Origin of the sequence: Paludisphaera rhizosphaerae (assembly GCF_011065895.1) — a bacterium.
Classification (GTDB): Bacteria; Planctomycetota; Planctomycetia; order Isosphaerales; family Isosphaeraceae; genus Paludisphaera; species Paludisphaera rhizosphaerae.
Window position 1 is genome coordinate 20,021 of sequence record NZ_JAALCR010000050.1, and the last position, 13,257, is coordinate 33,277.

14 protein-coding genes are annotated in these 13,257 nt (G+C 65.9%); 9 read left to right on the forward strand and 5 right to left on the reverse strand.

The window, feature by feature from the left end:
* Positions 1-228 (reverse strand): hypothetical protein, encoded by a 228-nt coding sequence (locus G5C50_RS30475; RefSeq protein ID WP_206107925.1) that lies wholly within the window; start codon positions 226-228, stop codon positions 1-3.
* Positions 229-311: 83 nt separating this feature from the next.
* Entirely contained in the window at positions 312-1,676 is a 1,365-nt protein-coding gene (locus tag G5C50_RS30480; protein WP_240907426.1) for a Gfo/Idh/MocA family protein, read from the reverse strand.
* Positions 1,677-1,938: 262 nt separating this feature from the next.
* On the opposite strand from G5C50_RS30480, the gene G5C50_RS30485 reads away from it, so the two are divergent.
* Entirely contained in the window at positions 1,939-2,889 is a 951-nt protein-coding gene (locus G5C50_RS30485; RefSeq protein ID WP_165075437.1) for an amidohydrolase family protein, read from the forward strand.
* 15 nt (positions 2,890-2,904) lie between these two features.
* Here the strand turns inward: G5C50_RS30485 and G5C50_RS30490 are convergent, their stop codons facing one another.
* A complete protein-coding gene (locus G5C50_RS30490; protein WP_165075439.1) occupies positions 2,905-4,317 on the reverse strand; it encodes an APC family permease in 1,413 nt (470 codons plus the stop codon).
* Between the two features lie 174 nt (positions 4,318-4,491).
* On the opposite strand from G5C50_RS30490, the gene G5C50_RS30495 reads away from it, so the two are divergent.
* Positions 4,492-4,896, forward strand: coding sequence for a hypothetical protein (locus G5C50_RS30495; RefSeq protein WP_165075442.1), 405 nt, complete (start codon positions 4,492-4,494; stop codon positions 4,894-4,896).
* A gap of 76 nt (positions 4,897-4,972) precedes the next feature.
* On the opposite strand, the gene G5C50_RS30500 is transcribed toward G5C50_RS30495, so the two are convergent.
* Positions 4,973-5,674, reverse strand: coding sequence for a class I SAM-dependent methyltransferase (locus G5C50_RS30500; RefSeq protein WP_165075444.1), 702 nt, complete (start codon positions 5,672-5,674; stop codon positions 4,973-4,975).
* Positions 5,675-5,761: 87 nt separating this feature from the next.
* Between G5C50_RS30500 and G5C50_RS30505 the strand changes: the two genes are divergently transcribed.
* From G5C50_RS30505 to G5C50_RS30520, 4 genes are all read left to right on the forward strand, one after another.
* The gene (locus tag G5C50_RS30505; protein ID WP_165075447.1) at positions 5,762-6,472 is read left to right on the forward strand and encodes a 4'-phosphopantetheinyl transferase family protein; all 711 of its coding nucleotides are present in this window, start codon (positions 5,762-5,764) and stop codon (positions 6,470-6,472) included.
* A 106-nt stretch (positions 6,473-6,578) separates the two neighbouring features.
* Entirely contained in the window at positions 6,579-7,427 is an 849-nt protein-coding gene (locus G5C50_RS30510; protein ID WP_165075449.1) for an RING finger protein, read from the forward strand.
* A gap of 130 nt (positions 7,428-7,557) precedes the next feature.
* Positions 7,558-7,866, forward strand: a complete 309-nt coding sequence (locus G5C50_RS30515) for a Rieske (2Fe-2S) protein (protein WP_165075452.1) — start codon at positions 7,558-7,560, stop codon at positions 7,864-7,866.
* Positions 7,867-7,942: 76 nt separating this feature from the next.
* Positions 7,943-8,929: a GNAT family N-acetyltransferase gene (locus G5C50_RS30520; protein WP_165075455.1), complete on the forward strand. Its 987-nt coding sequence runs from the start codon at positions 7,943-7,945 to the stop codon at positions 8,927-8,929.
* Positions 8,930-8,932: 3 nt separating this feature from the next.
* Here G5C50_RS30520 and G5C50_RS30525 read toward each other — a convergent pair whose 3' ends face one another.
* On the reverse strand, positions 8,933-9,856 hold the full coding sequence (locus G5C50_RS30525) for a serine hydrolase (RefSeq protein WP_165075457.1): 924 nt from the start codon (positions 9,854-9,856) through the stop codon (positions 8,933-8,935).
* Positions 9,857-9,986: 130 nt separating this feature from the next.
* Here G5C50_RS30525 and G5C50_RS30530 point away from each other — a divergent pair, with 130 nt between their 5' ends.
* The 3 genes from G5C50_RS30530 (at position 9,987) to G5C50_RS30540 (ending at position 13,232) form a co-directional block, all read left to right on the forward strand.
* Positions 9,987-10,199, forward strand: a complete 213-nt coding sequence (locus G5C50_RS30530) for a DUF2905 domain-containing protein (RefSeq protein WP_165075475.1) — start codon at positions 9,987-9,989, stop codon at positions 10,197-10,199.
* A gap of 115 nt (positions 10,200-10,314) precedes the next feature.
* Entirely contained in the window at positions 10,315-11,406 is a 1,092-nt protein-coding gene (locus tag G5C50_RS30535; protein WP_165075460.1) for a peptidylprolyl isomerase, read from the forward strand.
* 731 nt (positions 11,407-12,137) lie between these two features.
* Positions 12,138-13,232, forward strand: coding sequence for a heparan-alpha-glucosaminide N-acetyltransferase domain-containing protein (locus tag G5C50_RS30540; RefSeq protein WP_240907427.1), 1,095 nt, complete (start codon positions 12,138-12,140; stop codon positions 13,230-13,232).
* Positions 13,233-13,257: the final 25 nt, after the last annotated feature.

Here is a 13,257-nt window from a genome sequence, read left to right on the forward strand (position 1 = left end):
CTACTCGTCCTCCGCATCCTCGCGGCGACGGGCGGCCTCCTGGAAGATGAGGATCGTCCCCGTCAGCCAGAACGCAAATCCAACGGCGACGATCGACCACACCTGGTTCGACGTCATTCCAAACAGGCTGCGCCCCCCGTCCCGTCCGCCGAGCGCAACCGCCGCCAGACCGAACATCTCCATGAGCAAGCCGACGATGCGGACGATCTGACCGATGTTGGCGGGCATGAGGCGGGTCTCGGAACGAAGCGGGAAGACGGCCGACGAGAAACCCATGGGCTGGGTCGCGACCCAGCCCATGGAGTCCACGATCAGATCTTGGGCAACTCGAACCCCTTGCGGGCCTCGCGGGAGAGCAAGGCGTCGGCTTCGGGGTCATTCTTGAAGCGTTCGGCCTCGATGTCCCAGTTGAGCTTGCGGCCGACCCTGTAGGCGATGTTCCCCAGGTGGCAGGTGTTGGTGGAGCGGTGGGCGATCTCAATGTCGCTCGTCGGCTTGGCCCGAGACGCGAGGCAGTCCAGGAAGTTGCGGACGTGCGGCTTCTGGCCGTCGTCCCCCTTCTCCTTGGAAGGTTCGAGGGTGATCTTCCGGTTCTCGCGGGGCCCGTGGACCAGCTTGATGCCGTAGGGCTCGTCGATCTTGTCCGGGATGACCTCGTAGCCCTCGCGGTTCAGCATCAACGTACCGTCGGTGCCGCAGAAGAGGATGCCGTAGCCGTTGCCGTTGAACTTGTAGCCGTTCCCCTTGCGCATCGAGTACGTCAGGGTGGCCGTGGGGAACTCGTAGACGACCTGGAGCGTGTCGGGCGTGTCGCGGTCGTCGTCGGTCGTCTCGATGCCGCCGGTCGCGTAGACGCTGTTCGGGCCCTTGGCGTCGAGCGCCCACAGGACGATATCGTTGAGGTGGACGCCCCAGTCGCTCATCATGCCGCCGGCGTAGTCGGAGAACCAGCGGAAGAGCAGGTGGAAGCGGTTCGGGTTGAACCGCCGCGAAGGCGCGGGGCCGAGCCAACGGTCGTAGTCGACGTACGGCGGGGCCTCCAGCGAGTCGGGGTAGACGCCCATGCCGACGGGGCTGATGTTCTCATAGTTCCAGGTCTGGACCCAGAAAACCTTGCCGAGCTGGCCCGACCGGACGATGTCGACGGCCTTGCCGAAGTGCTTGGAGGAGCGCTGCTGAGTGCCCACGGCGATGATCTTGCCGGTCTTCTTGCCGGCCTCGATCATGGCTCGCCCTTCGGCGACGTTGTGGGCGACGGGCTTCTCGACGTAGACGTCCTTGCCGGCCAGCACGGCGTGGATCGTGGGCAGGGCGTGCCAGTGGTCGGGGGTGGCGATGATGACGGCGTCGATGTCCTTGCGGTCGAGCATCGCGCGATAGTCGCGCATCGTTTCGGGCCGCTCGCACTCCTTGATCTTCTTGATGCGATCGGCCGTATCGCCGGCATGGCGGTCGTCGACGTCGGCGACGGAGACCACGTCGACGTCTTCCTCCTTGAGGAACGTGTCCAGAAGCTGGTTGCCCCGGCTGCCAGGGCCGATGATCCCCAACCGCTTGCGCTCGCTCGGAGCCGCGGCCCCGGACTTGCCGATCGCCGGCGCGGCGAACGCCGAAGCCGCACCGACCGCGACGCCGGCCGTCCCCACGAACCCCCGCCTCGTAATGCTCTCGCTCATGATCGTCGTCCGCCTCGCCTGACGTTGGAAGGGTTTGACCCGTGGCGGACGCCGTCGCTCCGCAGGGTCGCTCCGGTGATCGTACTCCGCTCCGAAGCCGAATGATAGGCCCCGCGCGCCGACGCCTCGAACACCGTTGCCGGCGCTGCTATCATCGGGCCCGGACGCGTTTCAGTCCGGATTTCATGGCTGAGTGAAAAGGGGATTCCTCGCCAGGCCCGCCGGAAGCTGGCGTGCGAGGAGTCTTCAGAAAGGGGTCTCGATGGGTCCTGGGTTCACCAACCGGAGACGGTTTCTCCACACTGCGCTGACGACCTCGGCGGCGGCGATGGCCTACAGTCGAGTGCCTCGCGCTCAGGCCGGCGCGGCGGTCGGCGGGCCTTACATCGACGTCCACACGCATCTGGGACGAACCTGGAACGGCGACGAACCGATGACGCCCGAGGCGCTCGTCCGTTGGATGGACGACAACAACATCGCCAAGGCGGTCGTTCTGCCGCTGGTCTCCCCCGAGTCGTCCAGCTACCTGAACCTCACCGAGCAGGCCCTCGCCGGCGCGAAGGCCTTCCCCGACCGCCTCATCCCCTTCTGCTGCATCGACCCGCGCACCAGCTACCGGGGAGGTCGCAAGGGTCTGGTCGCCATGCTCAAGGAGTACGTCGATCAGGGGGTGAAAGGCTTCGGCGAGCACAAGGTCGGCCTGCCGATCGACGACCCCAGGATGATGGCGGCCTATGAGGCGTGCGACGACCTCAAGCTTCCCGTCCTCTTCCACTGCGACGACATCCGAGGGACCGACCAGGCTGGGCTGCCAGGCCTGGACCGGGTCCTCACCGCCTTCCCGAACCTCAATTTCATCGGTCACGGCCCTGGCTTCTGGGCGTCGATCTCCGGCGACCTGAAGACGGCCGGGCTGGGCTCCTACCCCAAGACGAAGGTCGCCCCCGGCGGAGCCCTCGACCAGTTGTTCGACAAGCACAAGAACCTCTGGGGCGACCTCTCGGCCGGCTCGGGCTCGAACGCGATCAGCCGCGACCCGGACTTCGGCCGCGGCTTCCTGATCCGCCGGGCCGATCGGCTCCTGTTCGGAACCGACTACCTCAAGCCCGGCCAGGAGGTTCCCCAGTTCCAGATGCTCGCCGGCTTCGACATCCCCGCCGACGTTCGAGCCGCCATCGAGCGGGGCAACGCGACGAAGTTGCTGAAGCTCTAACGGAGCCCCGACCGCTCAGACCGGCTTGCGGGGCATCAGGTAGTAAATTGGGATGCCGACCAGCATGCTGAAGAGGGCGATCGTCGAGGTCTCCCACGAGTTGATGAACGCCGCGACCAGCAGAACGCCCGTCAACAGCAGGTAGACGGCCGGCGTCACAGGATACCCTGGAGTGCGGAACGGGCGGTCGAGGTCGGGCCGCTTCCAACGCAGGACGAAGATCGCGCTCATCGAGAGCAAGGAGAAGAGCGACAGGCCCACGCTGGCGTAGATGAACAACTTCTCGAACGAGTTCGTCCAGAGCAGCGTCAGCGTCGCGACGATCTGGAAGAACGTCGCAACAGCCGGCGTCTCCGCGCCGGGGGTCAGCTTCGCAGCCACCGCGGGGAACTGGCCGGCCTTCGCCATCGCGTAGATCACGCGGGGCCCCAGAAGCATATAAACGCTCAACGACGAGAGCATCATCAGGCCGATCGCCACGCTCAGCGGGTCAGACCACCGGTCTCCGAACAGCTTTCGAGAGGCGATGTCGGCGATCTTGGCCACGGCGTCGAGCCCCTGCTTGTTCGCCGGGTCGTCGACGATCGCCTTGACGTCGGCCGCTGAAAGAGCCAGAGCGTAGACCGTGTTCACCGCCAGGTAGAGTAGAACGACCAGCCCCGTGCCGATCAGAATGGCCTTCGGCAACACGCGCTGGGGGTCGCGGATCTCCCCGGCCAGGTACGAAGCCCCGTTCCAGCCGGTGTACGCATAGTAGATGAACACCAGCGAGAACAGCATCGTCGTCGCCAGGTCCACGGTGATCGGTCTGGAGTCGGAGAGGTTCGCCGTGTTCCGCCAGCCCGCAGCCAGGCCGGCGACGATCAGGACCACGAGGACCCCCACCTTGAGGCCCGTGATCCATCCCTGAACCATCGTCGTCCGCCGTCTGCCCGAGACGTGGATCGCCGCGAAAATCAGGACCGCCAGCGTCGCCAGCCCGCGCTCGGCGAGCATCGCCCGATCATCCGTCAGCCGCATGGGCGCCAGCACATACTTCGCCGCCGCGTAGGCCGCCGAAGCGCTGGGACAGGCGAAGCCCATCAGGTACGACACCCAGCCCGACAGGAACGCGGCGAGCGGCCCATACGCCTCGAAGAGGTAAACGTAGTCGCCCCCCGTTTTGGGCAAGGCGGCCGACAGTTCGGCCAGAGTCAGCGCCCCGCAGATCGCGATCAGGCCGCCGATGAGCCAAAGCCCCAGCATCCACTGGTTGCTGCCCACGAGATACATCGTGTAGCCGGAAGTCGTCAGAACCCCCGTCCCCACCATGCTGGCGACGACGACGAAAACCGCCATCCAGAGGCCGAATTCGGCCGGCATCTTCGGCGAAGAGGCGGAAGAATCGGCAAAGTCGTCGTCGGCGATCGGCGATTCAGGCGGCTTCATCGTTAATTCCCACAAGGATTAAGGGTTCAAGCGTAAGCTTGATACAGAGAGAGAAAATCTCTAACTGCACACTTGAACCCTATGTGAAAGGCGACGTAGAATAGGCGACGGCGAGGGACACGCCATCGGAGTCACGAACGACGATCCACGGCTCCAAAACGGGAGGCGAGTTCGATGAGCGAACTGGGAACGTTGCAGCGACCTTCGACCCCCTCGCGACGTCGCGGGGAGCAGCGTCGGCTGGGACTGACGGACGCGGAGCCCACCACTCTAGCAACTGGCCCCCTGGTCGAAGAGGGCCCGCCGCCAGTCCGTTTTCCGCGCCCACGCAAGGCGAAGCCGGCCGCGAAGGCGGAACCGGCCAAGCCCGACCGGACGCCGCCCCCGCCGGTGTTCCATCCGCTGGCCTATCGCAGCGTTGTCGCCGCGTGGTCCCTGGAGTCCCGCGAACGCTGGGGACGACGCGCCAATGATCTGGAGGACGCCGGCCTCTCCTGGCGCGACGCCGAAACCCAGGCGTTCGTCGAGGTCTGGAACGACCTCCGCCGCGCCGGCGGTTACGCCGACCCGGACCGTTAAATCGTTGCTGGTTGTCAGTTCTCAGTTGTCAGAGATGGATGCTCCCAACTGAGAACCGAGAACCAAGAACCGACAACTATTCAGCCGGCTTACGGAAGCGGGCGAAGAAGTTCTCCTTGAGTTCGGGCTTGGGGCCGTCGGCGGACTGGAATCCGGCGGCCTCGATCTCCTTGCGGAAATCGGCCTGCCCAGCGCGGACGTGCTTGAGGATGAACTCCGAGCTTTTGCCTTCCTTGCGGTCGAACTCGATGACGATCAACGTGCCGCCGGGCCTGAGTGTCTTCTTGATCGAGGCCAACATCTGTTGGTGATCCTCGAAGTGGTGGTAGACGTCGCTCAGGAAGACGAGATCCACCGACTCCGGCTCCAGGTTCGTCCCGTTCTGCGAGCCGAGGACCGTCTTGACCTGCCTCTGACCGAGCTTCGCCGACTGGGCGTCGATGTGCTTCAGGAAGTCCTTGGAGATGTCGACGGCGTAGACGGCCCCTTCGGCTCCAACCTTCTCGGCCATCAGCCGTGTGAACAGCCCCGACCCCGCGCCGATGTCCGCGACGGCCATCCCCGGCTTGAGTTGCAGGGCGGCCACAATCGCGTCGCGTTTGGTTGAGACCTCGCGGTCGTGGCCCTCGAAGCTCTTGATGAACCGGTCGACGTTTTCCTTCTTCTGGAACTGCTCGTTGATCTTGGGGTCGACCTTTCCCTTGGACGGCTCCTGCGCCCAGGCTCCCGCCACGAACATCACGAGAGTCGCCGACGTCATTCCAAGCTTCCAGTCCATGCGCTTCCCCTTCGTTGCAGATTCCTGTTCGGACGGCTGCCCGGCTTCCACTGAACACCATACCGGGGATGTGGTACAAGAGGGACGATGTCCACCACGCCTCCTTTGATCCTCGACTTCGCCGGCTCAACGATCCTCCCCGCCACCGGGACGATCCACGTCTACCGCGTGGACCTCTCTGGTGACGACGCGTTTCGCCAGTCGGCCGAGTGGGACCTGCTTTCAGCCGATGAACGAGCGCGGGCGGAACGGTTGGTCAGGGCTCGCGACGGGCGGAAGTTCGTGAAGTGTCGCGGGGCGCTCCGATCGATATTAGGCGGATTGTCGCACGTCGCCCCAGACTCGGTGGCCTTCGAGGTGGGACCGGGTGGAAAGCCCATGCTTCCGGACGGGCCCTGGCGGTTCAACGTCAGTCACTCGGGAGAGTTGGCGCTGATCGCCGTGGCGCAGAACGTGGAACTGGGCGTCGACGTGGAGGAGTACCGAACGATCCAGCAGTCCGACCGGATCGTCGAATCCTACTTCACCGCGGCCGAATCGGCCGAGTTCCGCAGGCTCGACGAGGACGACCGCTCGGAGGCGTTCATCCGGGGCTGGACGCGGAAAGAGGCCGTCGTGAAAGCCCAGGGAGTGGGGCTGGCTGGGTTGGCGACCGAGTTCGAGACCCTGTTCGGCGCAGGCCGTCCTCCCGAGGCGTTCCGCCTCTGCGAGCCGATGGACGAGGTTCGCGGCTGGCGGCTCTGGGAGGTCTCGCCCAGGCCCGGATACGTCGCCACGCTGGCCGTCGCCATCGATTGAGACGGATTTCGACGGTTGTCGCGTTGTCCGACGGGGCGGCTCGATCTTAAGATGAATCTCGCGTCCCAGCCTCGATTTCTTCTCGCGGGGGGTGCGACGAGCGACGATGAGCATGATCGGATTCGCCCTCACAATCCTGGCGGCGTATGTGGTCATTCGGATGCTAGCGAAGGCCGGAGCCTGGGCGACCGGCTCCCGCTACCGGGCCTTCCGCCGCCTGGCCTCGCGCTTCGGCGGCCGTTATGAGACGCGCGGCCTGTCGGATTCTCCCATCGTGAGCTTCCCCGAGGGGGAGGACATCGTCCGGGTCGGGCTCGCGCCAGCCTCGGGGCGAAGGCCGGGAGGGACCAGTACGCGCGTCGTCGTCCGTTTCCGCACAGGGATGCCGTTCCGGCTGGACCTGACGCCTCAGAACTCGCCGGCCGTGCGTATGGTCGCCAAGGGGACGCAGCCCGTCCGCGTGGGAGACCGGGAATTCGACGGCGCGTACGCCGTCCGCGCCAACGACCCCGACATGGCGCTCGACTTCCTCTCGCCCGCGACGCGATGGGCCGTCCAGGGGCTTCAACGCCTGGTCCAACCCGGAGGGTTGTCGATCTCGATCATCCCCGAGCGTCTGCTCGTCCAGATCGACCGCAACCTCAGCGACGACGAGGAAGCGCTGTTCGCGGCCGTCGCGGAGACCTTGACCATCCACAAGGGCCTCCGCGAGGGGGTCCGCAGGAGGGTCGGCGAGGGCGTCACCCTTTTGGAAGGAGATGCGGCCGCTGATCCAGACGAGGGGCCTCCCGTCTGCAAGGTCTGCGGCGAGATCGTCGACACCGGCCCGATCACCCTCTGCGCCAAATGCGGCGCTCCGCACCACCGCGACTGCTGGGAGTTCGTCGGCTGGTGCTCGATCTACGGCTGTGGAGGGAAGCTCGGCAAGCCGGCGTCGACGTCGATCCGATCGTGAAAGTCCCCACACGCCGAGACGCCTTTTCACGTACAGATGAGTAGACCACCCCGCGGCCTGGCCTTCATGTTAAACTGGCCTCAGGTCGCGGTCGTCGCGACAGCAGAGAAATCAAAGGGCCCGATCCGCGATGCCGAAGTTCGTCAAGATGGCCGACCTTAAGGACCTCCCGGTCGGCGGTGCGAAGGAAGTGGAGTTCGAAGGTCGGGTCTACGCCCTGTTCAACGTCGACGGAACGATCTCCTGCATCGACGGCCTCTGCCCTCATCAGGGGGGGCCGCTGGTGGACGGACCGCTTGAGGGGTGCAAGGTCGCGTGCCCCTGGCATGGATGGGAGTTCGACGTCCAGACCGGCAAGACGCCACTGGGCCCCAAGATCAAGGTGGACGTCTTCGAGGTGAAGGTCGAGGGCGAGGACGTGATGGTGCTCGTCCCTTGACCCGGCTCGTCGGGCCCGCGACGCCCGCCGTCTGAACCCGCTTCCCCGTCGCAACGGACCCCCGCGACTTCGGCCGTTGATCCACTACCGACCCTTCCGCAACGCCGACCCACCCGCACTGGTCAAGCTCTGGAACGCCGCTGTTCCAGAGTCGTCGTCGGCCCGTCCCCTGAGCGTCCACGAGCTGGACGACCACGCCTTCAACCCGCCGACCTTCGACCGGCAAGGGCTGATCGTGGCCGAGCGCGACGGTCGACCGGTCGGCTTCGTCCACGCTGGGTTCGGGCCCGTGGAGTCCGAGCCGCCGCAACCGCTCCGCCTCGACCACGAGATGGGGGTCGTCGCCATGCTGGTCGTCGAGCCCGGCGCGGGTGCCGAGGAAACGGCCGGCGGTCTCGTCGTGGAGGCTGAGCGCTACCTGAGACGGAAGGGGGCGAAGGTCCTCTACGGCGGCGGCGCCCTCCCCATGAACCCGTTCTACTGGGGGCTCTACGGCGGCAGCGAGGCGGCCGGGGTGCCGTCGAGCCACTTCCTCTTCAACTCGACCCTGACCAACCTGGGCTACGAGCCCATCAGCACGGCCGTCCACCTCCACTTCGACCTCCACCGTCCCGACCCTCGCGACCCCCGCGCTGGGATTCTCCGCCGTCAGTTCGAGACCGTCTTCGAGGAAGACCCGGTCGGTTCCTCGTGGTGGGAGATCCTGGCTCTTGCCGATTTCCATCCGATGCGGGTCGGGCTTCGTTCGCGGGCCGACGGCGTCGAGGTCGCCCGAGCCTACACCTGGGACATGACCTGGTTCGGCCGGAACGACGGCCGACCCCGACTGGGCGTCTTCGGGGTCGAGGTCGAGCCTGCCCACCGCCGCAAGGGGTACGGCCGGTTCCTCTTCGGCGAGATCATCCGGCAGGCTCGCGAACGCGGCTTCCTGACGATGGAGGTCCAGGCCCTGGCCGACAACGAGCCGGCCATGATCCTCTACCAGACCGTCGACTTTGAGCCCGTCGAACAGTCCACCGTCTTCCGCCTCCCCGCGCCTTTCCCCGAGCGCTCGCGGCCCTGATTCTCAGGGTTTGGCATCTCCTTTGGCGAAGAAGGTCACAATCTCCAGGGCGATCTTGTCGGCGGCGGCCTCCATCTTCGCGCCGGCCTCCTCAGGGGTCGCGGCACCGGAATCGCCCTTGGCGATCATGACGACGTAGACGATCGGGGCCTTGCCGTCGCGGTCGTACCAGCCGGATGCGACCCGAGTGATGGGGAGTGTGTCGAGCGAGCCCCCCTTGGAATGGCGGCGGCCGATCGCCGGGTCGTCGCCCGTGGTGAGAGCCGTTCGGCAGGCTTCGGCGGTGGCGGGGTCGAGGTTCGGCACCGTCCGCGAGGCCAGCCGGGCCAGCACGGCGGCCAGGGACTCAGCGGTCGCCTCGTTGTCGCCGCGGACCTTGCGGTCAGTCAGCATGTAGCGGCGGACCATGATCGGCAGGAAGGCGGGGTCGCGGCGGTGGATCGCGGCGGTGGTCTCGTCGGGACCGCCCAGGAGAGCGATCGCCACATTGCAGGCGGCGTTGTAGACGATATTCGAGGCGTCTTCCGAGCCGAGCAGAACCCGGCCGATGCGGCGGACGCTGGCCCCCTTGAGCCCCGCGCGGATCTCGTCGCGCTGTTTGGCGTCGAAGTGGGCGACGGCTGGATGCTCGTCCTTGAGGATTTCGTCGAGCCCTGGAGCGGGGGCGTCCAGGGCCTTCGGGAACTTGGCGAACAGCTCGATCATGATGGCCGTCTTGATCGAGCTGGCTGTCGGCAGCGTGAGGCCCGCGTCCTTTCGATAGGCCGCGATTTCATGGGGAACGACCTCGACGAGCACCCCGACGCGGACGCCCGAGCCGAGATCCTGAATGATCGGGGCAAGGGCCTTCATCGGGTCTTCCGCGGCGGTCGCAATCGTCGTCGTCAAAATCGCGGCGAGGGTCGCCGTCCAGGTCGTCTTCAGCACCGAGCGTCTCCGGAAAAGGTCTGGCGGCAAGGCGGTTGCGTTCGTCGGAGAGGTGTCGCCATCATGGGCCGTGGGGGCGGTCTCTGCAAGGCTTTCGCAAGGGGAGTTCGTCATGGCTGGGAACGGTTCCATGGGGCCAGTCATCATCCTCGTCGGGTTCGGAGTGATCCTGCTGGGTCTGGTGGTCTGGTCCGGAGCCCTCTCCTGGTTCGGAAGGCTGCCCGGCGATATTCGGATCGAGCGGCCTGGGGTGAGCGTCTTTGCCCCGATCACGTCGATGATCGTGGTCTCCCTCGTGCTCTCGGCGGTGTTGGCGGCCTATCGGTGGTTCTCGGGGTCGTAGGGTTTCGGGATCGATTCGCGCGGCGGCGCTTGAGGAAATCGTTATAATCCGGAAAATCGGTCAAGGCTGCCGGCCTTTGCCGTGGGAACAGAGAAGGTTCAGGGAGATCCCTTTGATGCGCAGGATCGTGCTTGCCAGCTTCGCGGTCGCCACGGCGGCCCTCGGATGGAACCTCGCTGCGGACCGGGCCTCGGCGCAGCAGGCGGCCCCGGGAGAGCCCAAGGTCGCCATGCCGTCGGTGACGAACCCGACGGAGGTCATCGCCACGGTCACCGACAAGGGCGTGACCGACAACATCACCAAGGGCGAGGTCTTCAACGTCGTCACCCGCTACCCGATCCCGCCGACCGAGGATCGCGAGCTGGTCTATCGCGACGCCGTCGACACCCTGGTGAACACGAAGCTGGTCACCCAGTTCCTCACTCGCCAGAAGATCGTCGTCAAGCCGGAGCAGGTGCAGGAGGAGATCGCCAAGCTGGAGCAGGGGCTCAAGGCTGAAGGCAAGGACCTGGCGACCTCGCTGCTGGAGAACGGCTTCTCGCTTGACGAGATCAAGAAGGAGATGACCGACCGCCTGCGCTGGATCGAGTTCGTGAAGGCCAAGGCCACCGACGCCGAGCTGAAAAAGTTCCTGGCCGAGCACCACGACCTCTTCGCCGGCACCCAGGTCCGCGCCAGCCACATCCTGCTGAAGACCGAGCCCAACGCAACGCCGGCCGACAAGGAGAAGGTCAAGGCGCAGCTCCTGGGCATCAAGAAGCAGATCGACGCCGGCCAGATCAAGTTCGCCGACGCCGCCAACAAGTTCTCGCAGGACCCGGCCAACCAGGGCGGAGCCGGCGGCGACCTGGACTATTTCAACCTCAACAGCGGCTTCATCCCCGAGTTCACCGACGTCGCCTTCAAGCTCAAGAAGGGGCAGGTCTCCGACCCGGTCGAGACGCCGTTCGGCTTCCACCTGATCCAGGTGACCGACCGCAAGGAAGGCAAGGCCCCCGACTTCGAGCAGGTCAAGCCGTACGTCACCTCGGCCTACGCCGCCGAACTTCAGCGGACCCTGCTGACCGAGGCCCGCAAGTCGGCCAAGATCGACGTCAAGCCGATGCCCAAGGACCTCTTCCCGAACGTCCCCGTGCCGGTCGCCCCTGCCGGCGCCGCCCCGGCCGCCAAGGCCGCCGAGCCGAAGGCCGCCGCCCCCAAGCCGTGAGCCCGACCCTCGCCGTCCTCCCCTCAACCCCGAGGGGAGGCGGCCCGCCGTCGGCGGGTTCGATTGCAATCCCCAGCGACCGAACCCGTCGGACGCAAAGCCAACCCCGTGAAGGCTTTCACGTCGCATTTCCGCCTTCCGGCCATGGCTTCGTTCGATCATCTTCGCTCGGCGTCTCACGGTATCCCACCGGAGGAAACGTCGTTCGAGCCAACGCGCCCAGTCTCGTAGGAGACAACCGGCGCGTGACGGCCTTGCCGTCTTCTTCGGGTCCGTTCGCCGGGACCGACGACCGAAGCCATCGAACGCAAACCACTCCCGGAAATGGACTTGGGGCCCCCTTTCGGCGTCCTGGGCCTGGCTTCGTTTGATCATTTTCGCGTCACTCGCCCCTGACTCCCCTCGATCCAACGGCCGTCCGTACGGCAGGCTTTCGCCTCGGCGCCTCTATCGATATCTTGGTTCCCATCGGTCGATTTTGTCCGCGTCGTCTCGCGGCATTCTCGCGAACATGGCTCGGTCGGCGAAATCCTTGAGCCCCTGGCAGGTCGAGGCGGCTCAGATGGATCGACGGGGCGCGAATCCAGTCTGATATCGCTGCGGCGGCCTCAGGGCCGGAAGAGCTCGGTTCACGGCGTGGCATGTCCACGCTTCAAACGCTCTTTCGACAGGAAATGGTCCTGTCGAGTGAGGCGTCTCCATTCCCGAGTCCAGATCGGATGGAACCGAAGATGTCCCAAGCGCCGACGTCGCCGCGCGGGCGGATCGAGTCCCTCGACCAGTTTCGGGGCTATACGGTCGCGGCCATGCTGTTCGTGAACTTCGTGGGGGGGCTGACCGCCTTCCATGCGACGTTCAAGCACCACCGGACGTATTGCAGCTACGCCGATACGATCATGCCCCACTTCTTCTTTGCGGTGGGGTTCGCCTACCGACTGACGTACCTTCGTCGGCTGGCGACGGTCGGCCGGCGCGAGGCGGATTGGGCCGTCGTGCGTCGGGCTTTGGGGTTAGTGCTGCTGGGCTTCGTGATTTATCACCTGGACGGGGAGGTGAAGTCGTGGGAGGCGCTGCGGAAGCTGGGGCCTTCGGGCTTCTTCTCCACGGCGTTCAAACGTTCCCTCTGCCAGACGCTCGTCCAGATCGGGCTGACGTCGGTCTGGATCCTGCCGGTCGTGGCAGCCTCGACGCGGGCGCGGGTGATCTATTTGATCTTCGGCGCGGTGCTGCACCTGGGGCTCTCGGCGTGGTTCTGGCTCGATTTCGCCTGGAACACGCCGGTGATCGACGGTGGGTGGTTGGGCGTCTTGAGTTGGGCGATCCCGATGCTGGCGGGGACGTTCGCCTACGACGCGATCGCCGCCCGCGACGCCGACGGCCGCGCGCGGGGGACGGCGATCCCCGAGTTCCTGGGCTGGGGAGCCGTCCTGATGCTGTCGGGCTATCTTCTCTCCTGCGTCGGCGGGATCGCCCCGCCTCCCTTCACGCCGCCCGCTGAAGGAGCCGTCGTCGACCTCTGGACGATGAGCCAGCGCACGGGGAGCGTCTCCTACCAGGCGTTCGCCGCCGGCTTCTCACTGGCCGTGTACGCCCTGTTCGTCGCGGCGTGCGACGTCGGGGGCCTGTCGGCAGGGGTATTCCGCACCTTCGGGACGAACGCCCTGGCGGCGTACATTGTCCATCCGATGGTCGAGCAGGCCGTGCGGCCCTATCTGCCGAAGGACGCCCCGCTGTGGTACGCGGCGGCAGGGACGGCCCTCTACTTCGTGATCTGCTGGGGGTTGATCCGGTATCTGGAGAAGAACCGGATCTTCCTCAAGATATAACCTGGATAGGCCAAGTACTTGTTGC